Below are 23829 nucleotides of genomic sequence, written 5' to 3'. Positions count from 1 at the left end.
AGCCGGGGACTAAGGGACTGAAGGGACCCAACCCGCGACAAGCCGATGCACCTCCCTCCCCAAGCGGGGGAGGTGCGCTACGCTCTGACGCCGATGGGAAAGTTCGGTCCCTTCAGTCCCTCGGCTGTGGTCAGAAAGCCGCGTGACCAGGCGTTATGCCCGGGGACTGAAGCCCGGGGACTGGACAACGCATGGGCAGAAGCTAGATGGACAGGGTAGAAGACGAACGTGCAGCGCCACGGTGAGACCTCGCTCGCGGAAGCGGTGCTGTCGCCGCACCCCGTAGCTGTCGCCCGGTGGCTCGCCGCCCGCGGCTGGCCCGTCCACCCTCTGGCCCCCGGACGCAAGACCCCAGCAGCCAACTGTCCGCAATGCCAGACGAGCTCTCACGCCCCGGCTCAGTGCCCTTGCCATCGCAAGGGGATGTGGTGCCACGGTTTCTACAGTGCGACAACAGATCTGGCCCGTATCGAAGCCTGGTGGACACGCGAACCTCGCGCGGGAGTCGGAGTCTCCTGCGGACCGGCGCAGCTCGTCGTGTTGGACGTCGATGCTCACAGTGAGCATGTCCCCGATCGCAGCCGTCTGTTGCCAGGTATCACCATCCCGGGTCAAGTGAGCCTGGAAGGTCTCGCTTCAGGCTTCGACACCCTGGCTCTGCTCGCGGCATACCGCCGACAGGACAACCCTGCGGAAGACAACACGACCCTCCGCGTCCGAACCCCCTCGGGAGGGCTGCACATCTGGTATCGCAACCCCAAGCCAGTACTGCGCTACCGGTCTTCCACCGGCTCCAGTCGCAAGACCGCTCTCGCCTGGCAGGTCGACGTACGGGCCCACGGCGGCTATATCGTTGCCCCCGCAACCCGTACCGCAGCGGGGGAGTACACCCCCATCGGTCCGGCCCGCGAGCCTGCGCCTCTACCTCAGTGGCTTGCCGCCGAGCTGCAACGCACTGGTCACGTCAAGCCCCCACGACAGGCCACGCGACCCCACCGCCCTTACATGACACCATCCCGTCAAATGGGCGGTGCCCTCGCGCCGCTTCAGCCTCTTCTGGCTACCGTCCGCGAGTGTGCGGCGCAGCCGGAAGGCACCAGCTTCACCGAAAAGCTCAACCGCGCCGCTTACACAGCCGGAGGCCTTGTTGGTGCCGGCTACCTGTCCGAAGCCGGGGCACGCCAAGTGCTGGAGGAGGCGGCCCACTATGCCCGCCCCCACCAGATGCGCCGCAACGACAGCATCATCGATGCCGCTCTGTTCGCAGGCGCCAATCACCCGTTCCATCCCAAAGGACTCGCATGAGTAGCGCCGATAGCACCCGCTTCGACGCAACCGCCGCCGCTCAGCAGATGCTCGACCTGGAGGCCGGCGCGCCGGCGTGGGTACCTGCACAACACGCGCTTGCGACCACGACCATGCCTGTCCATCCCGGGCTGCTGCCGCCGATGCTCACCGATCGAGGCAACGCCAAGTTGTTCGCACAGCTCTACAGCGACCAGTTCCGGCACGTCGAAGGCCTGGGCTGGTATTGCTGGGACCAGTACAGGTGGAAGCGAACTGGCGGGGAAAAGGCCGCCCTGTGGGCGGCAGGTGACATGGCCGAGCAGATGCCCAGCACAGACCCGCGAGGCATTTTCAGCGACCGGGAGGTCGAGCAGCACCGACGGCGCACAATGTCCACCAGCGGTATGAAGGCCCTCCTTCACCAGGCGAAGGCTGCGCCCGCCTTGAGTCTGGACCCCGACGTCCTCGACGGTGACCCCTACACCCTCTGCACCCCTGGTGGGGTCGTCGATCTGCGCACAGGTGCCCTGCGCAAGCCTGATCCACTGCGCGATCTGCACTCTCGCGCCACCCATGTCGCCCCGGAAGCCATGCCTACTCCTCGTTGGCACAATTTCCTGGACGATACCTTCGGGAACGATGCCAAGGGCCGGGAAATGATCGACTTCCTGCACCTGCTACTTGGCTATTCCATCACCGGCGACGTAGGTGCCCAAGTCCTTCCTTTCCTTTGGGGCAGGGGTGCTAACGGCAAGTCGGTCCTCCTCGACGTCATGCACCAAATTATGGGCGACTATTCTGACGCCGCTCCGCCCGGCTTCCTTATGGACAAGGGCAACTTCTCAGAACATTCCACCGAGCTGACCGAACTCCACGGGCGGCGCATCTTCGTATGCAGCGAACTAAAGCCGAACGACAAATTCGACGAGGCACGCGTCAAGCTTCTTACCGGGGGCGACAAGATTAAGGCCCGCCGCATGCGGCAGGATTTCTTCAGCTTCACCCCCACCCACAAGCTCTGGTTGCTTGGCAACCACCGGCCTGAGGTCGTTACCGGCGGCCATGCTTTCTGGCGCCGCATCCGGCTTATCCCCTTCGAGCGCGTCGTCCCCGCCGATCGGAAGATCGACAATCTGGCGGCCGAACTAGTTGAGGAAGAGGGCGCTGGCATCCTGCACTGGCTCATCCAAGGAGCGATCCGCTACCTCACGACACGCGACCCCCTTACAGGCCCAACCTCCGTCCGCCTTGCCACTGCGGCATACGAGACCACCGAAGACCACATCGGTCGCTTCCTTTCCGAGTGCTGCACTCGGCACTCCCCCGAAACTGGCGACCTGCGCGTGGAGCAAGGACTCCTGTATGCCACCTACGGCGCTTGGTGCACTTCCGAAGGTATTCGGCCTGACACGCCGCGGGCTTTTGCCAGCCGGATCCGTCAGGAAGTCGGCCTCGCTTCGCCCGCAGAGATGCTCAAGTCCAGCGGCAAGAAGTACTACCCCGGCATCGCCCTGATGCCCGACGACGAACCTGCTCGGGAACGGCTAGGAGCCGGGAAGCCATGACAGTGAACCAACCGCCCCCTCCCACACCGGCCTACTATGGACGGGCGGTACCCCGATGGCTTCCCGCTCCACGCAACAGTCACGACGCGGCCACACGGCACCAGACCACACACACTAAGGAGGAGCTGCGTCCATGAGCTCGCTGCTGAACGAGAGCCAGCTCGTACACGAAGCTGCCGTGGTGTGGCTGGAAGACCCCAACGCCTTCGACTACGTCCGCCAGGCGCTCGACAAGACCGCCCGGCGAACCGGCAAGCCGCGGTACGCCCGCGACGGCCGCATGGTTGGGTACGTCGAACTCGACAAGGACGCGGAAGCCAGTCCCGATAGCGGCCTCTTTCAGCGTCGGACCTTCTTCCTGCTGCCGCACGACCGACCCAACGATCCAGAGGGGCTCTACAAGGAGGGCGCACCAGGAGAGGCGGTAGACCCTCGTACGATCCAGCCACGACGAGTAGGAGAGAAGACTCCACGCTCGCAAGGTGAGCTCGCGGCGAAGATAGCCCCTACGCCGTCAGCGGGTCCCGCCATGATGGGACCGTGACCGACTACACCCATCTGGTGGCCGCTGCGGCGAACGCCGCCGGCCCGTGCCCGCCGGGACAGGAAGCGACCTGGCAGAAGCGCGTCCTGGACCTCGCCGTCGAGCTGGCCTTCACCACCCGTGAGGTCGGCCAGGCCATGAAGATCCTGGACGAGACGCACCCGTTCACCGCCTACCTGGAGAAGGTGGAGATCGAGGCGTCCAGCCGCCGCGGCCTGCTGACCCTGCGCCCCTCCGGCGGCCATCCGGAGACCATCCGCACCGAGCAGGAGGACACCAACCGCGGCAAGGCGATGATCGCCCGCGCCCGGGAGCTGGAGGGCCGCTGGGTGCTGGTGTACCGGTACAACGAGCCCAAGGCGTCCGCCACCAACCGCCGCGGCGACTTCGGCAACGTCCGGATGGTCGCCCGGCTGATGGACCTGGGCGAGGGCTCCCTCGACTTCGCCGTCGCCCGCGAGGTCGTCACCGCCGACGCCGGCGGCGACGCCCACTTGGCTGCCGCCATGTGGAAGGAGGCCGGCCTGCCGATGAGCGGCGTCATCCCGGTCGCCGCCCTCGAACCGCTGCGCCGCGCCCTACGCGAGCGCGCAGCCGCACGCCGGGGGGAGGGCGGCGAGTGAGGGAGACCTGCAACCACCTGAGCGTGCGTCGTGCCGGGCCGGGTCCTGATGCGAAGGCGACCGGGCGCGCAGCCGGGGCCGGCGACGGCGCGGCGTAGAAGGGGAGGGCGCCCTCGCGGGCTACGCCGGCGGGGCCTGCGGCGGGCGGAGGGGTTCGGCGGGGCGTTCTGCTGCCGGCGGGGGCCAAGTCTTCACGAGCCGTGGGTGCCCGTGCGGGGCGGTCTCGGTGAGCTGGATGACGGCGGTGGGGTGGCTGCCGTGGGTGCCGACCCACGCGGTCCACTTCCGGGCCGCGGCGGTCTCGTTCTCCCAGGCGCCGGCGATGACGGGGCCGTGCGGCGGGTGGAACTGGAGGGTGACGTGCCAGGTCACGGTTGCCTCCGGGGTGGGTGTGGTGTCTGCGGTTGGAGCCTACGCCGGGCTGCGGCCGCCTGGGCGGGTGCCGGTGTCTGGCGCCGTCGGGCGGCCTTCGAGGCGGGGTGTAACGCTTCGGGGGGTCGCTCCGTCTATGTGGGTGAGGTGCCTGCCGGGGGAGTTCGACCCCCCGTTCAGACCCCGGCGGGTGCCTCCCCCCTCCCCCAGAGGGCCGGGGTGCGGGTGTGGAGGGGAGGGTCGATGGTGTTGTCATGGCGATCGTGGTGCTGCGCGAGCTGCGCAAGGAGCTGTCCAGGGACATGGGCCCCGGCGATCCGCTCGGGTTCATCGAGGCGGTGCACGCGGCGCCGGCTGATCCGGATGTCCCGGGGGATCCGGGTGACCGGACGTTCTGCGGGTTGCCGACGTTGGGCATGGAGCGGGTGGAGTACACGCCGCGGGCGCCGGGCGCTCCGTGGCTCCCGCACAACATGAGGCCGTGGGAGTGCCGCAACTGCGCCGACGCGCTCAGGTCGCTGTAGTCCCCGTCCCCTGGTTTGGTAACAGCAATTCGCGCGCCCCGGCCCAGACCGGCTCGGGGGCCCCGGAAGGCCGCGTATGGTCCGGGTCGGACCGTACCGATACGGGGCGTACCGAGCCGATCCGACACGGACCACAGACCACCCGCAGCCGTACGAGAGGCCCTGGGGCGGAGCGCTCGAATTGCTGTTACCAAGCTTGCGAGAGAGCGCGCCTGCGGCGCGCAAAGCGGGGCGGCGGACCGCCGCGGGGCCCCGGGGACCGCGCGCCGCACCCCACCAGCCCCGCCATCCCGGCGGGCGCAGGGGCCCCGCACCGCCCCACCGCGCTGCATCCCTCCACACCCCCCAACCGCCCGCCGGCAGCCCGCGGACCGTGGACACCGACGAAGCGGACGCGCTCCGCGCGGCGACCACGACAAGCAGCCCGCCGCACCCCCGGCTCGTGCCCGAACGGCCCAACCGCTCGTTGAACCCCCCGGCAGGCCGGAGCCCGACCGACCCGGTACCGACGCGAGAGGACCGCGAGCATGGACACGATCGACCCGCACGCCGAGCTGAAGACACGGATCGCCGAGATCAAGGAGCGCTTCGCCGAGGACTCGGTGGACGGCCGGCTCACCGTCCACCGGGACGAGGGCCTCTACCGGCACCTGGAGGTCAACCTGCCCAACTTCACCGCGAACTGGTTCGAGGTGACCACCTGGCCCGGCGCCCTGGCGATCACCGGGCACACCGGCAGCCACATCTTCCGCCGCGACCCCGACATGATCGGCTTCTTCCGCAAGTGCATGGGCCCCGGCCCCGACCCGAAGATCGACACCCGCTACTGGGCGGAGAAGGTCCAGCCCCACGGCGAACGGAACGTCCAGGCGTACGCCAAGGACCGGGTGCGCGCCTACATCAAGCAGGCCGCGCAGGAAGCCGAAGCCGACCACCCCGGCCTCACCGCCGAGGTCCAGGAGCAGCTGTTCGACCGCTACAGCACCGCCGACCTGGAAACCGAGGCCGGCGCCAAGGCCGCGCTCGCCGCGTTCGAGTACGAAGGCTTCCGCTTCGACACAAGCGGCTGGGAGTTCACCCAGTACGACTACTGGTTCCTCTACACCTGCCAGGCCATCGCCTGGACCGTCACCCAGTACGACGCCCGCGTCCCCACCGCCGCCTGAACACCCCGCCCCACGGCCGCCCGGCGCCCGGCGCCCGCCGGGCGGCCGCCGGCCCCTCCCCCACCGCGCCCCGCACCCGCGCCGCCGTACCCTGGGGACGTGACGACGACCGCCTTGCAGGACATCGGCGCCTTCCTGGAGCACCTGCGCCAGGAGCAGTACGCCGTCGCCACCCAGCGCGTGCGCGGCAGCTTCCTCACCGAGTACCTGGAGCACGCGCTCACCACCGAAGGCACCGCGCCCGACCTCGCCAGCGCCGAGCTGATGGAACTGACCCGCGCCCACGCCTGGCTCGCCGACGCCAAGGCCGGCCGCACCCGCCGGCGCAACACCCTGCGCGGCCCCCACGCGCCCTCCGCCGACGCCTCCCACCGCGTCCGGATCATCACCTACAACGTCTTCGCCCAGTTCGTCGGCACGCCCTGGCGCCTGGAGGTGCCGCCCAACCCCAGCGGCGAGTACCTCGACCCCGACGAAGCGCAGCGGGTCCTGCGCACCCTCGCCGTCCAGCGGCCCACCGGCGCCAACGCGGCCATGTCCATCCGCACCGCGGCGCTCGCCGCCCTCGTGGCCGCCACCGGCCGCCCCGTCAGCGAACTCGCCGCCCTGGACGTCGCCGACGTCCAGCTCGACCACCGGCCCCCGCGCATCCTCCTGGACTCCGGGCCCCTGCCCCTCGACCGCGACACCGTGCGCACCGTGCGCAGGTGGCTGCGCCAGCGCGCCGGCATCACCTCCGAGCTCCAAGGCACCGACCCCGGCTACCTGTGGGTGCCCACCCGCAACGGCGGCCGCCGCCTGGACCACCGCGTGCCCTTCCGCGCCCGCCGAGCCGCCGTCCGCACACTCCACGACGCGCACCGCCGGCTCGTCCTCGAACTCCTCGGCACCCCCATGCGCCCCGGCACCCTGCGCCACCACGCACCAACGGCCGCCGAGCGCACCGCCGCCCAACTGCGCTGCTAGGGACCGCAACCCGGGTTTTCCCCGCGCCGGGACGGCGCGCTACCGTGGCGAGCCCGCCCTTTACGGAGGTCAGATGCGCACGCAGCCGGTCGGCCGATACGTCTACTGGTCGGAGAGGCTCGTCAGCGAGGTCGTCGAGGACAACGGCATCCAGCTCGACACCGCGGTGAAGTCGACGCTCAAGCTCGGCGCCCTGGGAAACGGCATCGACGTCACCCGAGCCGACCGGAGCAGTACCCGCTTCGACGTCGCCGAGAAGCTGAAGAAGAAGCTCGGGCGCCGGCTCGCCGAGCACGGCACCCCGGGCCCGGTGCAACTGGTGCACGGCAGCGGATGGGTCGAGGTCGCGGAGTTCCAGCGGTGGGGCGCCCGGCCGGAGCACAGCCTGCGCCAGCGCACCGCCATCCTCCACACCCAGACGCACAGCCCGCGCGGGCAGCGCACGGACCTGTGCCTCTTCGGCAGCCTGAAGAACCTCCAGGGCTACACCGTCCCCGACGAGCCGGTCGGCGGATGGGTCTCCTCCTCGGCTCCCGCCATCGAGGAGTTCGTCGCCAGCCGCGGCGCCGGGACGAGCATGTCCGCCGTGTTCGACGCCGAGGGGATCGCCGTCGAGGCGCTGCGCGTCGCCATGGACCAGGGCGTCTACGCGCACCCCGACGAGCACCGCGGCCGGCCCGAGACGCGCGCGTTCACCGTGCTGGGCTTCGAAGCATGCGAGTACGTCGTGCGGATCTACCAGGACGTCACCCTCACCCCCGGCCGCTGGGACTTCCGCACCGAGCCGGATCTGGCCGGAGCCGAACGCATCATGATCGGCGCGCCGCTGTGGATGCGCACCGTCCGACCCGAGACCATCCGCACCTACGGCGGCGCCAACCGCGTCGTGCTCACCAGCCGAACGGCTCACTGACCGCCGAGGTTATCTAGGGCTGCGAGTCCATTTGCGCAGGTCAGCGCTCGGGTAGAGGCGTCAGGCACGTGAGGCACATTCGTTGGTGCGAGGCACGCCCGCATGCGGGTAAGTGTTGCAGCGTTTCGATCAGAACGCCGCAACACTTAGCGGCGGTGTCCGCCGACCGCGGCCCACTCAGCGGCAATGTCGGGCTCATCCTCGATCCGCTCGGGGTCCGGGGAACAGCACCAGGGAGCATGGCCCCACCTCTTGGTGAAGGCAGTCGTCGCTGCATCGTGCGACTCCGTCAGGTCCGCAACGGTGTGCGCGGTTCCCGCGTAGGCGTTCACGACGTCGACGGCGTCCGCGAGCGCCGCCGGTTCCACTCGGCAGATCGACTTGTCGACCGCGCCCTTCAGCAGGGCCTCGGCAACGGCTCCGGGCGAGGGCGGCCGGTAGCCGGTGGTGTCGGCCAGAAGGTGGCCGTCGGACCCTACGTACTCCCGGAAGAGCGCTCGGGCCACGTCCTCGCCGCGGGTCGCCGCGATGCTCGCCACCGCGACGTACCGCACGACCGGCCGGCCGCCGAAGCGCGGAGCGGGTACGGACATCTCCGCCTTCGTAGTGTCCACGCCCGGGTGACTTCGGCACGCTCGACGGACGGCGACCAGGTGGGCGTGGGTCGGCTCCTGGACGTCGTACACGGCCCTGGCCAGAGTGAAGGCGGTCAGGAAGGGCGGCCACGGCTCGGTGGTCCGGGCGGCGGCCAGCTGGTCCACGATGGCGCGCTGAACCGCGCCAGGTCCTCGACTCACAGCGGTAAGTGTTGCAGCAGTCCGTTCGCACCGCCGCAACACTTACCGTCCATCGCCCGATCGAGGTGGCTGAACACCGTGCCGTACGTGCCTTACACCCATCAGATATCCGCAAGGCACGTGGGTTCCAGCCCTACTTGCCAAATATGCCTGCCGACCCCGAGCAGCCCTAGATAACCGGTGCGTCGGCGGCGGCAGCCGGCATCGGCGCTGGCATCGTGAAGACCCAGAGCCCGCCCGGGGGCCCTCGCACGTCGTCCCGGGCGGGCCCTCCCCCTCCCCCGCTCCACAGGCCCGCCTGGCCGTTTCGGGCCCTGGGACACGGCCGCCGTGGAAGACTTCCCCCATCCCAGGTCTTCCGACGAAGGGCATGTCATGAGCGACGATCCGACGCTGTACGAGCTGATGGACGGCACGAGCGAGGAGAAGAACCTCGCCGGGGACTACGTGGCCGTGATCGACAAGCTCAGCGCCCTGACCGGCGCCGTCGAGGACGGCAACTGGTACCGCGCGTTCGACAAGATCGAATCCATGCGGCGGGCGCTGGACGACCTGGAGCGGCGCATCAGCACGCGGGTGGAGGACGAGGACGGCGAAGTGCGGCGCGTCTTCGCCCGGCCGGACGCCGACCCCCAGCGCACCTACCAGCTGATCATCGCGTTCGCGCAGCAGTACGGCGGGCGCCTCGGGACCACGCTCTACCCGGTCGAGGGGCTGGGGAACGAGGCGGCCAAGGAGAAGATCGCCCGGTCCAAGAAGTGGTCAGCCGACTTCCGCGCCGCGCTCAACGCCAGCGACGCGGCGGCCGCCTCCCGGCTCACCGGCCGTACGGTCAGGATCGTGGACGGGATGACCAGCGGTGGCGGTCAGTAACCGCTCCGCGCGCCTGCGCCGGCTCGCGCGCGCCCTCAACGAGCAGTACGGCCTGGACTACCGGCAGCACCAGCAGATCGAGCCGGAGTACGACGACGCCCGGACGTGGACGTACACCTGGACCGACGGGCCGACCGTCGAGCAGGTCAAGCGCGCCGCCCGCAAGGCCGACCCGGAGGCGACCGACGGCCTGCGGTACGAGCGGAGGCTGTCGCAGGAGACCTTCGTGCTCGGTTTGGTCCGGCACTCCGGCGACCGGGAGACGGAGACCGACGGCCTTGAGCGGCCGTACCTGGCCGAGATGGCGGTCGAGGAGCTGTGGCGGAAGGTGCCGAGCCCGAAGCCGCGCACGGAACGCGAGCGGCTGCTGGTGGAGGCGATCGTCACCGAGGCGAACGGTGGCCGCGGCCGGGGCTGGGCTTCTCGGTATGAGCTGTGCCGCCTGGTGCAGGAGCGCGGCCTCGCCCCGTTCCTGGAACGCGCCGTCGAGCTGGCCCCGATCGAGGTGCTCACGGTCCGGTACGCGTCGGGGCGCGGGTCCATGGCGTGGAGGCACCGCCTGAAGCCGCTGACGGCGCAGGAGGCGTTCAGCGCTGTCCAGGCGGACCCGGAAGCGCCGGCCGATGCCGTCGCGGCCGCGCTCACCCTCGTACCCGAGCTGCACGCCGCCCTCGACGCCGCGGCGGCCGCACTCCGGTCGCGGACCCCGCCGGCGCCGCCGAGGCCCGCACTCGCGGTGGTGCCCGGGTCAGGCGTCGATGACCGGCTCGCAGTCGGGGCAGGAGACCAGGAAGTGGTTCGGGACGAACCGTAGGGGCAGGGCGTCGGCCCCGCGCCAGCGCCAGCCCGCCTTCCACAGCGGCTCGTACGCGCACGGCGCCGGCCGTCGGGTCGTCTTCCCGCACGCGTCGCAGGTGAGGACGGGGTCCTGGTGGTAGGTGGGCATCGGCGGGTCCTTCTGGGAGACGAGCGATCAGCCTAGCCGGGGCTCCGCCTGCGGCTCGCCGTCCGGCTCCCAGACGTACACCTCCACCCCGTCGTCGCCCCGGGCACGCACGTACCGGCCGCGTCCGGCCGGGCTGCTGATCGCGATCTCATCGATGAACGAGTCGGGGTTGTGCCCGCCGTCAAACGGGCCACCGATGTACCTCATCCCGGTCATCACGGGCCACATGCTAGTACCGCTGTCGGTGCTCTCCGGTATCGTGCTGCGCACGGCCCTCGCACGGGCCCAAGCCAAGCCTCAGCCCATGACTGGGAGCCATCTGAGGCGGAGGTGCCAGGACCTCGTCTTCACGGACGACGTCCCAGTGCATCAGTGCGGAGAGCACGACCGGCTCGTCTTCGACGACAACTTCCTTATGCCCGCGTAGCCATCACCGTTCTCGCGCGTGCATCGGGTCATGGGTAACCGCTGCACGCTCCGCTGGGAGAACGCTGTGGTCAAGAAGCACGGAAAGAAGCAGCGCGCCAAGAAGAGGGCCGCGCGCACCGGAGCTGGGCACGCCTCGGCGGCCGCCGGCACCACTCACGAGCACACGCCGCTGCCGGACATGGCGATCCTCAAGGAACTCCCGCACCGCGCAGGCCGGGAACTCGACCTGGACCTTGCCGCCAGGCTCGTCGCCGCGTGCCGCACGGCCTGCAAGCCGTGCCAGAAGACGCTGGCGCGGAAACTCCGCACGGAGCAGCGGCCGACGCTCACCGTGCTCGCCGCCGCCGTCTACGGCCTGCTGCCGACCGCCGGGGCGTTCGCCTCGCCCACCACCAGGTCGTGGGCGCCGCTCGCACGGGCCGGGAAGTCGGACCCGGCCGCGGCCGCCGAGGCCCTGGCCGCCGTGGAGGCGATGAACGACGCCTCCGCCTGCGACCTCCTGGAGGACGCGCTCGACCACTGGGCCGCGGGCGGCGCGTCGCCGGAGCAGCTCGCCGACATGTTCAAGATCATCACCTCGGACGACCTCGGCATGTCTCCCGAGGACGTCGCCGCGGCGGTCGACCCGCAGACCCAGGTCTCCCTCTACGCCGACCGGGCCGCCGGCGCCGAAGGCTCGGGCGGCCTGGTCGGGAGCGCCTACAGGCTGCATCTGGGGTACATCGAGATGGCCGACGGGCGTCCGCTCCCGCTGATCGCGTTCGAGCCGCGCGGCGAGCAGGCCGGGCTGGAGCACCTGCGTACCGAGTGCCGGTGGCAGGCGTGGGACGGGCGCGGCAGCGCCTTCCCCGAGCTGGATTTCAACTGGCGCATCCGCACGCGCATCGCTTCCCAGGCCCTGGAGGAGATCGCGCACACCGACAGGGAGGGCTTCGACGACATCCGGCTGTGGCGGGGCGAGGCGAAGTTGCCCGACGACTGGTGGGACCTGCTCGATGTGGCTTCCCACGCGCTGCTGTGCGGGCCGGTCTCCTCCCCCGACCCGGACGCGCTCCTGGCGGCGGCCGCGCGGGGCGAGCTGGTCGCCGTCGTGGCGCGGGCGAGGTTCTGGTGACCGCCCGGCCCCGCCGTGAGCGGACCGCGCGCACGTACCTCCCCGGGATCGCGGACATCCGGATCTGCGGCACCGAGGAGACCGTCAAGGCCGTCCTCGACGTCCTGGAGCGCGAGTTCATCGCCACGACCGCCCGGGAGTACGACGGCGGCCAGCGCGCCTACCTCCAGCTCGACACCGGCAACACCGCCCCCGACCCGGACTGAGCCCTGATCCAGGGTCAGGAACCAACCCATGCCGGGCACGGCGGCCCTGATGCCGGCTGGCGTGCACACCCCACCGCGGGTGCTGTCCACGCCGGCCGGTGGCGCAGCGCGCGCGAGTCCGAAACGGGCCGCCCCCCGCCTGGGCACATTGAGGAGCCCCACCGCAGATGCGCCAGGACCCGAATCCCCCCGACCCCCCAGCCGACCCCCGCGCTGCCGACGGCGTGGTCTGGCTCCGGCCCGAGTACCAGGGCCGCCAGAACGAGCTGGTCACCCTGTCCGACGGCGCCCGGCTCGTCGGCGTCACCAGGTCCGCGATCTCCAACTGGCAGAACCGCCACTCGAACTTCCCCGCGCTGGTACTGCTCACCGGGTCGCTGCACAAGCGCACCAAGTGGGTCGTCGCCACCGAGCTGATCGACTTCGCGCGCGCCCAGCAGCAACGGCGGAGCGGCCCCAGGACGGGCCACAAGAGCCCGCAGCGCCCCGGCGCGCAGATCGCCGCCGAGCAGACGGCGCACTACGAGGAGGTGCTGCGCACCCTCACCGAGCGGGAGCAGCGCCAGGCGCAGGCCCTGGCCCGCACCCGGGCCGCCAAGCGCGCGGCCGCCCAGAAGCTGAGCCGGGCACGGGCCCGGCTCACCGCCGAGATCGACGCTGTCGCCCGACTCGGCGTCCCCGCAGCCCGTACCACTACCGAGAAGGAGACCCGCCCGTGAAGAGCACCCACGAGACCGCTGCCGAGATCGACACCTCCGCCGTGAGGGCGGGCCGGTACATCACCCTGGACGAGCTGGCCACGGAGCTGTCAGCCATCGAGCTCCGACTCCGGCAGCTCGCCAGGGCCGCCGAAGCTCCGGACACTCCGGTGGAGCTCGCGGACGTCATCGACTCCCTGCGCTCCACCGCGTCGAGCGTACGGGAGACCAGCGACCGGATGGACTTCCTCGCCCGGATCGTCGCCGGCGACGTGCCGCTGGCCACCCGCTTCCGCGACACCGGTGACCCGTGGGGCGTGGCCGCGCGCGGGACCGACCGGGCGGACTACGGCGGCCCGGCCATCGTGCCGACCGTCTGGCAGCTGCTCAAGCTCGCGCAGGACGCCAAGCGGCCCGGCGGCGGCGAGACCACGACCTACCCGGAGGCGATGAACGGCATCGGCATCGGCTGGGAGTCCAAGGCGGCCTCCGCCCGGCGGCGCCGGGAGCGGGACGCCGCGGTGGCCGTCGAGGTCCTGACGTTGACGTGCGAGAAGTGCGGGGCCACCGAGGGCGAGCCGTGCAAGACGAAGACGGGCTGGGCCGCCGACAGGGCGCACGTCGGCCGGCAGCGGCAGGCCGAGGCGACCGTGGATGAGCGCCTGGGCTACCTCGGCGAGAACCCCGTGGCCGTGCCCGCACAGTGACACAGCCCGTCTGACTGCCGGTGGGCGATGCTCACGAGGCCGGGGGGCAAGCGCCCTTTCCAGGAGCTGGCTTCCTGGGCAGGTAGATCATCACGCCGCCCACGGTCGCCACGCACCGCGTCCCCACCGGCAGCTCGCTGACCAGCTGGAGATACGCGGACCGGCCGGTCGAAGCGATCCGGGCCAGGTGGTCGCGGCCGTACAGGACCTCCCCGTCATGCACGGAAGCGCCGGTCGTGCAGACCACAGGGTCAGCCACGAAGACGCCGCCGTCCGCGCGGCCGACACTCAGTTCGGCGGCGTTGGCCTCGGCTTCCACAGACTCTTCCGGGGACTGGCAATCCGGGCACAACACCAGGGCCAATCTGCCGTCCACCCACTTGCCGTTCCAGTCCGCGGCGGCCTGGGAGCCCAGATCACGCGGCGCCTTCACCTTGCACCGTCCGCACCTCAACCGCTTCAGCCGCTGCTTCTTCCCCATGGCATGTCCAACGGCCCGCCTACGGGGCGGGATGCGGGACACATCCAGTGACTCCGCCCATCCACTCCAACAAGTCGCGCCGGGTCGCTACAGTGGGAGCGTGCTCCCCGCGCGAGCGGGGGTGGACCCGCAGCTCATCACGTGGGTCGAAGGCACCTTTGTCCCCGCCGACGCGGGGGTGGTCCTCCAAGGACACGCACAGGTCTTCCCCCTGGGAAGTGCTCCCCGCCTCCGCGGGGCTGAATCCGCCGCCCACCGGTGATCTTGCGTGCCCCCGCGCCTGCGGGGGCGATTCGAAGGGTGCTCCGAGGTGTCCCGCGCCACCACACAACCCCATCCCCTGGCTTCGTACGCCGACCAGATCGACCCCCAGGAGAGCTACACGGTCCGCCGAATCGCGGCCCTTCTGGGCATGGCGCCCACCAGCGTCAGCGGCATGGCGACCTACGGCCTCCTGCCCGGCAGCAGGACGCGCCCCCACGCCCGCGGGGGCCGACAGCGCTTCTGGACCGGCAAGCAGCTGCTGCGCATCGCCAAACGGCCCGTGCGCGTGCAGTACGACCACGCGAGGCTCTCCCCGGTGACCCTGTACCGGGTCGGCTGCCGCTGCCCCGCCTGCGTGGCCGCCCACAGTGCTGAGAGCCTGGAGCGCCGGCGGGCGCTGGCCGAAGAGGCGTTCACCGCCGAGCAGCGCAGGCGCGTACTGGAGCTGATCGCGGCGCAGACACCCGCGCCCGAGGCGGCGGAAAAGGTCGGGGTGACGCTGCACCAGGTCTACGGCCGGGCGCTCTGGGACGCCGAGTTCGCCGAGGAGCTGGACGAGGCCGGGTGGTCCCTGTGCGTGCTGGGCCAAGACCATCCCCAGTGCAGCACCGCCAGCGGGTACCGGGGCAACGAGCGAGGCGAAGCGGCGCGTCCGGCATGCCGGGGAACCGGCTGTAGGGAGTGGCGTCGCGGCATGTCTCAGCAGGAGCGAGGCGCTGCCGCGTAGCGCCGGCGCCTCGCTCCTGTCGGGGCTACGCCCCTCCGCACAGTCCAGTACTGGACAGTACGCATGTGTCCCACGTCAGGTCCTGGGTTCGACGCCCAGGGTCCGTGGTTGTCCTCGTCGGTGCTGGGCCGCGGGGTTCATGTGCCGACGTTCAGCCGCGAGAGTGCACGATCATCGGGAGCCGATCGGGGTGCACTACGGCGGAGGCGACTTCCTTGGGGGTGTGGCCGGGTGCGGGTGCGAGCTGCCAGCGTTGAAGGACGGTGGCTATGGCGATGGTCGCCTCGGTCCAGACGAACTGGTCGGCGATGCACTTGCGGTTGCCGGCCCCGAAGGGGATGAAGTGGTGCCGTGCGATGGCCGCGCGACGCTCAGGGAGCCAGCGGTCGGGGTCGAAGAGGTCGGGGTGCTCGTAGACGGCGGGGTCGCGGTGCAGGGCGTAGAGGCTGAAGGCGACCTCGGTGCCGGGGGGCAGTTCGTGGCTGCCCAGGCGGACCGGTGCGGTGGTGCGGCGCATCAGCAGGGGGACGCCGTGCAGGCGCAGGACCTCGTCGAGTGCCCGCCGGATGGCTGGCAGCCGCGGCACGTCGGCGACGGTGACCACCCGGTCGCCGATCACGTCGCGGATCTCCGCGGCGATCTGTTCCTCGGCGTCGGGACGGCCCGCCAGTTCGTGGAAGACCCAGGCGAGGGCGGTGGCGGTGGTTTCGGCGCCGGCGAACATGATGGTGGACAGTTCGTCTCGGACCTCGGTGTCGGTCAGTCCGGTGCCGCTGTCGGCGTCCTGCGCGGCCAGGAGCAGGGTGAGCAGGTCGGACCGGTCGCGTGGGCCGGTCGTCCGGGCGTGCGCGACGACGTCGTCGATCACGGCCCGCAACTGGGCGGCGGCCGCGTCGAATTCCCGGTTGGCGCGGATCGGGAGCCGGTCGAGGGCCTTGGGTGACACGGCCCGCATGAGGAGGGTCTTCAGGAGGACGGGCAGGTTGGTGCGTACGGCCTCCACGGCCGGCAGGCCGATGTCCGTGCTGAAGAGGGTGGCGGCCAGGGTCTCGATCGAGTAGTCGGCCATGGCCTGCTCGATGTCGACGACCTGGCCCGGCGTCCAGGAGTCGGCCATGGCCTGGGCGTGGCGGCTCATCATGGTCGAGTAGTCGGCGATCCGGTCCGCGGAGAACATCGGCTGGACCATCCGCCGGTGGCGGCGGTGGGTCTCGCCGTCGGCGTTGGCCAGGCCGTTTCCCGCGAGCGGCCGCAGCCGGTCGAAGAAGCGGCCTTTCTCGAAGCTGCGGGCCTGGGTGACGGTGATCTCGTGGACGAGGTCGTGCGAGGTGGCCACGTAGATCGGCATCAGGCCGAGGTCGACGCGGACGAGGTCGCCGTGGGTGCGCAGCGAGGTGACGAAGCCCAGGGGGTCACGCCACAGGCTCAGCGCGTGCCCGAGCAGGGGTATCGCCCCAGGCGCCCGGGAGGTCGACGACGGGCCCGATCGGTCAACTGTCACAGCTCTTCCTCACTCGTGCACCCAGGTCGAGCCCTGGCGATCAGTGGTCATCTCACCATGGTGGAACCTGTCTGCGCGAGGGGTCCTTCGTCTGGTCAAGCCGCTTGTGGGCGCGTGGGGTTGCGATGCTGGCGGCTATGCTGCCCAGGTCCCTCCTGCTGCGGACCGTTGGATTCCGCGTCGTGGTGGGCCGGGGCGTCGTTGACCGTATGCAGTCGCCCTTCGGAGGGCTTTGTGAGCACACCTACAGACGGCACCGCGATATCTGCCGCTGTCCCCCCGCCACAGTGCCCCGCGCACGCCGGCATGCGTGGTACTCGGCAGCCGATGTACGGGCCTGAGGCCGCCACACCGTATTCCCTGTATGAGCGGATGCGTCGTGAGCACGGCCAGGTGGCGCCGGTACTGCTGCCCGGTGATGTGCCGGCCTGGTTCGTACTCGGGCACCGGGAGAACCTCGAAGTCATGCGCACGCCGACGTCGTGGTCCTGCGACTCACGCAACTGGAACGTGCGGCTGCCGCCGGACTCTCCGCTGTTGCCGCTCACCGCCTGGCAGCCACTGCTGGTCTTCGCGGACGGACAGGAGCACGCGCGGCTGCGCGAGGCCGTGGTGGACAGCCTGGGGAAGATCGACCGGCACTCCATCCGCCGCTACGTGGTGCGCTACACGAACCAGCTGATCGACTCGTTCGCGCACACCGGCCGCGCCGATCTCGTCACCGACTTCGCCGAGAAGCTGTCCGCCCTGGTCATGGCGCGCCAGATGGGGGTGGGTGAAGCCGATGCCTTGCCTCTGGGCGCTGCGGTGCGCGACATGGTCAAGGGCAGCGAGACGGCGTTGCAGAGCAACAGCTTGGTCGTGTCGATCATGTCGGACTTGGTGGAGAGGAAGAAGGCCGGCCCCGGCTCCGACCTCGCGAGCCATTTCCTCAGCCACGCGTCGAACCTGAGCGATCAGGAGGTCATGGAGCACTTGCGGCACGCCATCGTGGCCGCGCACGAAAACACGACCAACCTGATGGCGAACGCGCTGCTGATGGTCCTGACCGACCGGCGCTTTCGCGCGAACCTGTCGGGCGGATCCCTAACCCTGCCTGATGCGCTCGACCAGGTCATGTGGGACGCCCCGCCCCTGTCGGTCGGCGCGTTCCGGTTCGCCAGGCGCGACATCAACCTCGGTGGCCAGCTGGTGCGCGCGGGGGACATGGTGCTGCTGGGCTTGGCGGCGGGCAACGTCGATCCGGAGATCCGGCCCGACCTGCATCTCCCGTTGCCCGGCAACCGGTCCCACCTTGCGTTCAGCGCCGGGCCGCACGAGTGCCCAGGCCAGGACATCGGCCGGGCCATCGCCGAGACCGGGATCGACACCCTGCTGACCCGGCTGCCCGACCTCGAACTGGCCGTGGCGGAGTCGGAGCTCGACTTCAGCACCTCGCTTGTCTCCACTCGGCTGAACAGCGTGCCGGTGCGGTTCACTCCCCGGCGCGCCACGCCTGCGGCGCAGGAGCCGCCGCCCGTCGCGCAGCCGCTGCCCGCGGTTGCCTCTCCCGTTGTGGAGCCGGTCGCCGTGGCGGCGCCGCGCCGGTCGTGGTGGCAACGGTTCCTCGGACGAGGCTGAAATGGCTCCGGGCCCGAACCGCGTCTGCGGTTCGGGCCCGGCAGCGCACTGGGCCGCCTCTACAGCGCTGCGGCGACGTTCACCTGGGTTCCCTCCTCGCGCACCGCCGAGCGGGTGGGGGGGTGCAGGTAGACGGGCAGGGAGTGCAGTCCCTGCTCCGAGATGGAGGCGATCCGCTGCGGCTCCGCAGCCAGCGTGAGGTGCGGGAAGCGGGAGAAAAGTGCCTTAAGTGCGGTGTGGGCCTCCAGCCGCGCCAGCCGGGTTCCCAAGCAGAAGTGGGCGCCGTGTCCGAAGGCGATGTGCTCTCGGTTGGTCGGCCTGGTGGTGTCGAAGCTGTCCGGGTCCGTGTGGAGGGCGCCGTCACGGCCGACGGCCACCACGCTGGCCAGCACCGCATCGCCCTTGGCCACCGTGACACCGGCGATCTCGATGTCGTGCGTGGCGTAGCGCAGGAGGATGTGGCGCACGGGCGGGGCGTAGCGCAGGCCCTCCTCCACCACAGCTGTCCAGGCGGTGTCCGCGTCCGGTGACTCCATGGCTGTGGCGAGCATCTTGGGGTGCGAGAGCAGGGCGTGCACGGTGCTGGTGATCAGGTGGATCGTCGTGTCATGGCCGCCGATCAGGAGTAGGAAGATCATCTCTACCAGTTCCTGCTCGCTGAGCCTGTCATCCGCGTCGCGTGCCGCGATCAGGGCGCTGGTGAGGTCCTGGCCGGGCTCTCGGCGCTTGTCCTCGACCAGGGCCGACAGGGCGCCGTAGATTGCGGTGAAGGCTTGGCCGATGTCGTCCGCGTTATCGCCCTGCCGGGGTATGACCAGGCGCTCGAAGTGGGTGCGCAGCTGGTCTACCGCGGTGTCGGGGACTCCCAGCATCTTGCAGATGACACGGACCGTGAGGGGGCGGGCGAACGTCTCCCTCAGGTCGACCGGCCCGTCGTCTCCCTTGGCTGCGAGGTCGTCGAGCAGTTTCTCGGTGAGGGCCTCGATCAGGGGCCGGAAGGCGTCGATCGAGGCCGGGGTGAAGGCCTTGGCCACCAGTTGCCGCAGACGTCGGTGCTCGGCCCCGCCCTGGTGCAGCATCGCCGCCCCGCGTACGAGGCCTATGAGCTCCCAGTTGTCCGGCACCCGGCCGTCGACCAACGCCGGCCAGTGCGCTGGGTCCTTGGTGAGGGCGTCATGCCCGAGCACGGCGTGGGCGGTGGGCAGGTCCGTTGCGGCCCACGCGGGCACTCCGCCGGGCAGTTCCACCGGGACCAGCGACCCCATGGCTCTGAGGCGTCGCCCCTCGTCAACAGGATCGGCGGCGGGGTCGAGGGGGCAGCGACGGCTTGAGTCCACGGACACTCCAAACAGAGATTCGCAAGTTCGGGGCGAGCGGGAGGCGGCCCTGCCCACGTCGGCCATGTCGGGCTGGCAGCAACTGATGGCAAGGCGGCGTCGATGTGTCATGGCCGGGAAGGCACATCTCCCGGCTCCGCGCCGCATCGGCCACCTCCGAGCGCCCTTGTACGGGCGGCTCGTGCAGACCGTACCGATTGGCTAGCGGTTGTAGGGCAAGGGGGAAACTCCCTTTCCCCTCGGCGTGCGCGCTCCCGGTGGCGGGACGGCAGCTGGGAGCATCGCTACGGTTCGGGTCCGTCGTTGAGGACGAAGGTGACGTGTGACAGGGCTATCGGCTGGTACGCCTGATGTCCCTCGGTGACGATGTGCAGGGTGCGGACCTTGCCGGTGCGCGGGTCCTGGAACGGCCGGGCGTCGCTGTTCACGTGGATGTCCCCGGAGCGCCTGATCCAGTCGGGGGTCGCCTCGTAGGCCCGGAGCAGCTTGGGGCGCCGCTTGATCTCTTGCAGCGTCTGAAGCAGCTTCGGGTCGCCGGGGCGCTGCTGCCATCCGGCGAGGAGATTCGCCAGAGCAGGCATGAGCCAGTACTCGCGGAAACTGGCGTAGTCGCCGGCTCCGAGGAAGCTGCTTGCCTCCGGGTGGAAGAGGATGTACTTCGTGCCGTTCTGCATGGGTGAGGCGAAGGCGTGCGGGGTGACGTGCCCGAAGAATCGCCGGAAGGCCTCGTTGACGTGCAGGTTTTCCGACGAGTAGTCGGTCACGATGGACGGGAAGGAGCTGCTGTCGACCAGGCGCCGATAGACGGCCATGCCCGGTTCGTCCTGTAGGTCGTTTGTTGCTGGCCCGGCCGGACGCTGACCCGTCAGGACGTACAGGTTGCTCCGGGTCCCGTCACTTAGCCGCAGCGGTGCGGCCAGACGCTCAATTTGCTCCCCGCTCAGCGCTGACGGCCGGGCCATCCAGTTCCGCAGCGTGCGAGGGTGCACGCCAACCTCTTCAGCCAGCACTTTTCGGGTCATGTTTAGCGCCTGCCGTGCGCTCTCCAAGATCTCCCAGACCAGCTGGTCCGCCGTACGGTCCTTGCCTTCCGGTTCGCGCTCCGCGTCCTCCGACACCATTCCCCCTTCCTCGAACACCTCTCCCTCGGCCACCCTCAATTGAGGGTGGCGGTCTCCGCCGCTAGCCATTCATTCCCCCTCACGTCTTGCTCTGGCCGGCGGTCCGCTCTCCCGCGATGACCTGGCTGGAACCAACCGGGACGTCATTGTGGCAAGCCCCTCCCTCGCCTTCCGCGCCGGGTCGGCGCAGAGCCAGCTAAGAAGGCCTGGTGAAGCGGGGGGACGGCCAACCGGCTCCCCGTCCGACCTTGCACGGAGCCTTGGCGGAGCCGGCCTTGGACGGCTGACCTCCCGTCAGTACGATGCGCATAGACAACTACTGAACGTGAGATTCTGGCCATGGTCCGTTCGCGCCTGCGTTCGCGTACCAACGAGCTGAAAGGGGACCAGGGTGACCTCACCCCTGGTGATTCCGCCGACGTACGCACCCATCCCGTCAGCGATCCACCCGAGCCACGCCGCCATAGACAAGCAGACGGCGGCCTGGGCCGATCAGTTCGACCTCGGGTCACCGCAGTGGCGGCGCAGGCTCGCCACCCAGGACATCGGGGGCTTCGCCTCGCGGATCCTCCCCGAAGGCCAGGAGGAAGTCGTCGCAGTCCTCTCCGACTTCGTTGTCTGGCTGTTCGCGGTGGATGACGGTTACTGCGAGGAAGGCGACCTGGCCGACAAGCCGTACGAACTGGCCGCGGTTCTCCATCGCCTGCTGCGGGTAGCTCAAAACCCCGCGACGCCGATGCTCGCCGACGACCCGCTGGCCGAGGGGCTGCGCGACCTGACCCTGCGGGTGTCCCGCTGGGGAACCGCCTTGCAGGTCGGCCGATGGGTGGACACCCTGCGTGAATACTTCTTCGCCGTGGTCTGGGAGGCCGAGCAGCGCGCCGCGAACCGGGTGCCGACTCTGAACGACTACACGCTGATGCGCCTCTACGACGGCGCAACCTCCGTCGTGCAGCCGTTCCTGGAAATGGGGCACGGGTACGAACTCCAGCCCCATGAGCGCGACAGCCCGACGCTACGAGCCGCTGCCGAGATGACCTCGTTCATCACGACCTGGGACAACGACATCTACTCGCACCACAAGGAGAGCCGCGGGGCGGGCTACTACCTGAACAGCGTGCGCGTACTGATGAACGAGTACGACCTCAGTCCGCAAGCGGCACTCACGCAAGCCGTCGCCCAGCGGGACCGTGTGATGTGCCTGTTCCTGAGCCTTCGCGCCAAGCTTGAGGACGAGGGAAGCCCGCAGATGCGGCAGTACCTGCGCAGCCTCTCCGCCTTCATCCGTGCCACCCAGGACTGGAGCATCACCTCGCTGCGCTACACCACGCCGGACGACCCCGCCGACCTTCCCAGCGCGTTCACTGACCGGCCGAGCGACGACAGTACCGAGCCGCTGGACATCGCTTCCATCTCGTGGTGGTGGGACCTGGTGCCCGCGTCCCGCACGGACCCCCTGGGCGGATAGTTCGGGGTACCGATACGAACGTGTCTGAGGTCCACCACCGCGAGCGCTCGACGCCGGCCTCGCGAGCGGCGCGGCGAGGGGGTGGGTGGCCGACGGTGAGTCGTACGACGATCCGTGACTTCGGCCCTGGTCCGACAGCGAGCGCGCCGCTGCCGGCAGGACGAGACCACCGAGGTCTGGGGGACGCGGTGTGGCGGTGGATCGGCCCTGGTTGTCAACCTCGTGTAGTCCAGGTCCTCGGCGAGCTGCCGGCAGAGCGCGGCAGGTCCCTCTGGGCGGGGTGGTCAGCCGGGTCCTTCGGATAGCGCAACCGCCGTACCGAACCGTTGCGCAGATCGTTGACCGTGCCGCACATCTTGCCCAACGTCAGACGGAGCCTTGCCGTGGTCGCCGATTTCGACATCTCTTCCCTGAAAGTGCAGGTGCGCGGCCGCCCGGTCATCAGCGCATCGGCTGAGCTGGTTCATGGCCACTTCCACGACTTGGCAGACCTCGCGGACTCGATCCGTGAAGGCTTCGGTTCCAAGGGGGACTGGTGCGAAGTGGGGCCGGACTTGCACACGGTCACCTGGGGGGATGCGGAGATCCGTCTGCGCCCGGCGGAGGGCCTCGCTGCCTGGCGTGCGGACTACTTCCAGGCCGGCTGGCTCGGCCGGTTCGACAAGGTGCCCGAGGAACGGCGAGTCGACGTCGCCAGGTACGTGGACCGCGCGGCCGACCTTACCGAAGGGCTCCTTCAGGCGTCCGACCTACGCGCTGCGGCAGCAAGCGGCGGCCTGCCTGCCGCGGACCGCCTGGTCCGCCGTCACGTTCAGCTCATCGACGAGCGGTACGCCGCGCTCGATCACCTTGTGAGCGACCTGCTCACGGACGAGGGACGGCTTCCGGCGTGGGCTCTCGACGTGGTGCACTGCCAGGCGGACGATCTCAACATGGCTCGCGAGTGGCTTGGCAGCGCGGTCGTGGAATTCCACCACGGCACTGCCGGCCAGCGGCCTGTCACGATCTTCGGCGGTGTTCAGTTCGAGTTCACGAACTTCTTGCTGAACCTCGTGCCCACACAGGGCATGGGCTCCTGCTCCCACCAGGACTGCGCCGCCGACGCCGAAGCGACTGAGCGGGAGGTGCTAGCACCCGTCGGTGGCCGGTGACCAGCGCACATGGCTGTGCGCAGATTGCTGCGTACTCGTCCGCCGTCTGGAGTGGTGGCGGGAGGAGCTGGAGACGGCCCGCCTGGGGGTCACCATGCTGGTCCCGCTGTACGGGCGGACCATCCCCGACCAGGACCTGACCCCTGCGGCCGGCAGGACCGGCGCCCCGACGACCGACCGGATCGACCGGAAGAAGTTCCGGATGGAGGCGCGGCGGGCGGCGCGGGTCCGGGGAGAGCTGCGGGTGTCGATGGGCGATGCTCACGCGGCGATCCACCCCGGGACGGGCGTGGGCGCCTACTCCGACCTGGCGGCCGGACGGATGCTGCGCGACCTCACCGGTGTGGGCCCGCAGAGCGGGACGTGCTACTCCTGCGGCCTGGCGGACGACGACGATCATGTCTGCTGAAGCGCGCCGGCGGGGCGGCC

At 70.2% G+C, this 23829-nt stretch carries 27 protein-coding genes and 1 pseudogene; 19 read left to right on the top strand and 9 right to left on the bottom strand.

Going from position 1 to position 23829, the window contains the following annotated elements:
• Nucleotides 1-267 precede the first annotated feature (267 nt).
• The 4 genes from LPA54_RS31815 to LPA54_RS31800 all read left to right on the top strand — a co-directional run bounded on the left by LPA54_RS31815 (nt 268) and on the right by LPA54_RS31800 (nt 4019).
• Nucleotides 268-1305: a bifunctional DNA primase/polymerase gene (locus LPA54_RS31815; RefSeq protein WP_228984250.1), complete on the top strand. Its 1038-nt coding sequence runs from the start codon at nt 268-270 to the stop codon at nt 1303-1305.
• Nucleotides 1302-2852, top strand: a complete 1551-nt coding sequence (locus LPA54_RS31810; protein WP_228984249.1) for a phage/plasmid primase, P4 family — start codon at nt 1302-1304, stop codon at nt 2850-2852. Before LPA54_RS31815 ends, LPA54_RS31810 begins: the two co-directional genes overlap by 4 nt.
• Before the next feature lie 133 nt (nt 2853-2985).
• Nucleotides 2986-3396, top strand: coding sequence for a DUF6009 family protein (locus LPA54_RS31805; RefSeq protein WP_228984248.1), 411 nt, complete (start codon nt 2986-2988; stop codon nt 3394-3396).
• Nucleotides 3393-4019: a hypothetical protein gene (locus tag LPA54_RS31800; protein ID WP_228984247.1), complete on the top strand. Its 627-nt coding sequence runs from the start codon at nt 3393-3395 to the stop codon at nt 4017-4019. Before LPA54_RS31805 ends, LPA54_RS31800 begins: the two co-directional genes overlap by 4 nt.
• A gap of 120 nt (nt 4020-4139) precedes the next feature.
• Here the strand turns inward: LPA54_RS31800 and LPA54_RS31795 are convergent, their stop codons facing one another.
• Entirely contained in the window at nt 4140-4391 is a 252-nt protein-coding gene (locus LPA54_RS31795; RefSeq protein WP_228984246.1) for a hypothetical protein, read from the bottom strand.
• A gap of 254 nt (nt 4392-4645) precedes the next feature.
• On the opposite strand from LPA54_RS31795, the gene LPA54_RS31790 reads away from it, so the two are divergent.
• From LPA54_RS31790 to LPA54_RS31775, 4 genes are all read left to right on the top strand, one after another.
• Nucleotides 4646-4915, top strand: coding sequence for a hypothetical protein (locus LPA54_RS31790; protein ID WP_228984245.1), 270 nt, complete (start codon nt 4646-4648; stop codon nt 4913-4915).
• Nucleotides 4916-5442: 527 nt separating this feature from the next.
• A complete protein-coding gene (locus LPA54_RS31785; RefSeq protein WP_228984244.1) occupies nt 5443-6081 on the top strand; it encodes a hypothetical protein in 639 nt (212 codons plus the stop codon).
• A 99-nt stretch (nt 6082-6180) separates the two neighbouring features.
• Nucleotides 6181-7047: a tyrosine-type recombinase/integrase gene (locus LPA54_RS31780; protein WP_228984243.1), complete on the top strand. Its 867-nt coding sequence runs from the start codon at nt 6181-6183 to the stop codon at nt 7045-7047.
• 73 nt (nt 7048-7120) lie between these two features.
• Complete coding sequence (locus LPA54_RS31775) at nt 7121-7960, top strand: hypothetical protein (protein WP_228984242.1); 840 nt, start codon at nt 7121-7123, stop codon at nt 7958-7960.
• A 146-nt stretch (nt 7961-8106) separates the two neighbouring features.
• Here LPA54_RS31775 and LPA54_RS31770 read toward each other — a convergent pair whose 3' ends face one another.
• On the bottom strand, nt 8107-8757 hold the full coding sequence (locus LPA54_RS31770) for a hypothetical protein (RefSeq protein WP_228984241.1): 651 nt from the start codon (nt 8755-8757) through the stop codon (nt 8107-8109).
• Nucleotides 8758-9132: 375 nt separating this feature from the next.
• Between LPA54_RS31770 and LPA54_RS31765 the strand changes: the two genes are divergently transcribed.
• Nucleotides 9133-9630: a hypothetical protein gene (locus LPA54_RS31765; protein ID WP_228984240.1), complete on the top strand. Its 498-nt coding sequence runs from the start codon at nt 9133-9135 to the stop codon at nt 9628-9630.
• Nucleotides 9617-10444 (top strand): hypothetical protein, encoded by an 828-nt coding sequence (locus tag LPA54_RS31760; protein WP_228984239.1) that lies wholly within the window; start codon nt 9617-9619, stop codon nt 10442-10444. Before LPA54_RS31765 ends, LPA54_RS31760 begins: the two co-directional genes overlap by 14 nt.
• Here the strand turns inward: LPA54_RS31760 and LPA54_RS31755 are convergent.
• Both LPA54_RS31755 and LPA54_RS31750 read right to left on the bottom strand, forming a co-directional pair.
• Nucleotides 10379-10576, bottom strand: coding sequence for a hypothetical protein (locus LPA54_RS31755; RefSeq protein WP_228984238.1), 198 nt, complete (start codon nt 10574-10576; stop codon nt 10379-10381). The genes LPA54_RS31760 and LPA54_RS31755 overlap by 66 nt on opposite strands.
• A gap of 27 nt (nt 10577-10603) precedes the next feature.
• Nucleotides 10604-10792, bottom strand: a complete 189-nt coding sequence (locus tag LPA54_RS31750) for a hypothetical protein (RefSeq protein ID WP_228984237.1) — start codon at nt 10790-10792, stop codon at nt 10604-10606.
• Nucleotides 10793-11033: 241 nt separating this feature from the next.
• On the opposite strand from LPA54_RS31750, the gene LPA54_RS31745 reads away from it, so the two are divergent.
• The 4 genes from LPA54_RS31745 (at nt 11034) to LPA54_RS31730 (ending at nt 13730) form a co-directional block, all read left to right on the top strand.
• Nucleotides 11034-12119 carry a hypothetical protein gene (locus LPA54_RS31745; RefSeq protein WP_228984236.1) on the top strand — a complete coding sequence of 362 codons (1086 nt, stop codon included), beginning with the start codon at nt 11034-11036 and terminating at the stop codon, nt 12117-12119.
• Entirely contained in the window at nt 12116-12325 is a 210-nt protein-coding gene (locus tag LPA54_RS31740; RefSeq protein ID WP_228984235.1) for a hypothetical protein, read from the top strand. The genes LPA54_RS31745 and LPA54_RS31740 overlap by 4 nt, the downstream gene beginning before the upstream one ends.
• Nucleotides 12326-12492: 167 nt before the next feature.
• Complete coding sequence (locus LPA54_RS31735; RefSeq protein WP_228984234.1) at nt 12493-13044, top strand: hypothetical protein; 552 nt, start codon at nt 12493-12495, stop codon at nt 13042-13044.
• Nucleotides 13041-13730, top strand: coding sequence for a hypothetical protein (locus LPA54_RS31730; protein ID WP_228984233.1), 690 nt, complete (start codon nt 13041-13043; stop codon nt 13728-13730). Before LPA54_RS31735 ends, LPA54_RS31730 begins: the two co-directional genes overlap by 4 nt.
• 31 nt (nt 13731-13761) lie before the next feature.
• Here the strand turns inward: LPA54_RS31730 and LPA54_RS31725 are convergent, their stop codons facing one another.
• Complete coding sequence (locus tag LPA54_RS31725; RefSeq protein WP_228984232.1) at nt 13762-14211, bottom strand: hypothetical protein; 450 nt, start codon at nt 14209-14211, stop codon at nt 13762-13764.
• 310 nt (nt 14212-14521) lie between these two features.
• Between LPA54_RS31725 and LPA54_RS31720 the strand changes: the two genes are divergently transcribed.
• Nucleotides 14522-15202 (top strand): hypothetical protein, encoded by a 681-nt coding sequence (locus tag LPA54_RS31720; RefSeq protein ID WP_228984231.1) that lies wholly within the window; start codon nt 14522-14524, stop codon nt 15200-15202.
• 151 nt (nt 15203-15353) lie between these two features.
• Here LPA54_RS31720 and LPA54_RS31715 read toward each other — a convergent pair whose 3' ends face one another.
• A complete protein-coding gene (locus tag LPA54_RS31715; RefSeq protein WP_228984230.1) occupies nt 15354-16703 on the bottom strand; it encodes a cytochrome P450 in 1350 nt (449 codons plus the stop codon).
• Nucleotides 16704-17075: 372 nt separating this feature from the next.
• On the opposite strand from LPA54_RS31715, the gene LPA54_RS31710 reads away from it, so the two are divergent.
• Nucleotides 17076-18323, top strand: a complete 1248-nt coding sequence (locus LPA54_RS31710) for a cytochrome P450 (RefSeq protein ID WP_228984229.1) — start codon at nt 17076-17078, stop codon at nt 18321-18323.
• A 59-nt stretch (nt 18324-18382) separates the two neighbouring features.
• Here the strand turns inward: LPA54_RS31710 and LPA54_RS31705 are convergent, their stop codons facing one another.
• From LPA54_RS31705 to LPA54_RS43060, 3 genes and pseudogenes are all read right to left on the bottom strand, one after another.
• Entirely contained in the window at nt 18383-19660 is a 1278-nt protein-coding gene (locus LPA54_RS31705) for a cytochrome P450 (RefSeq protein ID WP_228984228.1), read from the bottom strand.
• A gap of 284 nt (nt 19661-19944) precedes the next feature.
• Nucleotides 19945-20472: a hypothetical protein gene (locus LPA54_RS31700; RefSeq protein WP_228984227.1), complete on the bottom strand. Its 528-nt coding sequence runs from the start codon at nt 20470-20472 to the stop codon at nt 19945-19947.
• A 96-nt stretch (nt 20473-20568) separates the two neighbouring features.
• A pseudogene (locus tag LPA54_RS43060) lies at nt 20569-20781 on the bottom strand (helix-turn-helix domain-containing protein); the annotation flags it as partial.
• A gap of 391 nt (nt 20782-21172) precedes the next feature.
• Here LPA54_RS43060 and LPA54_RS31695 point away from each other — a divergent pair.
• The 3 genes from LPA54_RS31695 to LPA54_RS31685 all read left to right on the top strand — a co-directional run bounded on the left by LPA54_RS31695 (nt 21173) and on the right by LPA54_RS31685 (nt 23809).
• Nucleotides 21173-22249 carry a selina-4(15),7(11)-diene synthase gene (locus tag LPA54_RS31695; RefSeq protein ID WP_228984226.1) on the top strand — a complete coding sequence of 359 codons (1077 nt, stop codon included), beginning with the start codon at nt 21173-21175 and terminating at the stop codon, nt 22247-22249.
• Nucleotides 22250-22632: 383 nt separating this feature from the next.
• Nucleotides 22633-23400 carry a hypothetical protein gene (locus LPA54_RS31690; protein WP_228984225.1) on the top strand — a complete coding sequence of 256 codons (768 nt, stop codon included), beginning with the start codon at nt 22633-22635 and terminating at the stop codon, nt 23398-23400.
• A complete protein-coding gene (locus LPA54_RS31685; protein WP_228984224.1) occupies nt 23390-23809 on the top strand; it encodes a hypothetical protein in 420 nt (139 codons plus the stop codon). The genes LPA54_RS31690 and LPA54_RS31685 overlap by 11 nt, the downstream gene beginning before the upstream one ends.
• The last annotated feature ends 20 nt before the right edge of the window (nt 23810-23829 follow it).

This window comes from Streptomyces sp. DH12, from assembly GCF_020873895.1.
In the GTDB taxonomy this organism is placed as follows: Bacteria; Actinomycetota; Actinomycetes; order Streptomycetales; family Streptomycetaceae; genus Streptomyces.
This window is presented reverse-complemented; position numbering and strand designations above follow the sequence as displayed.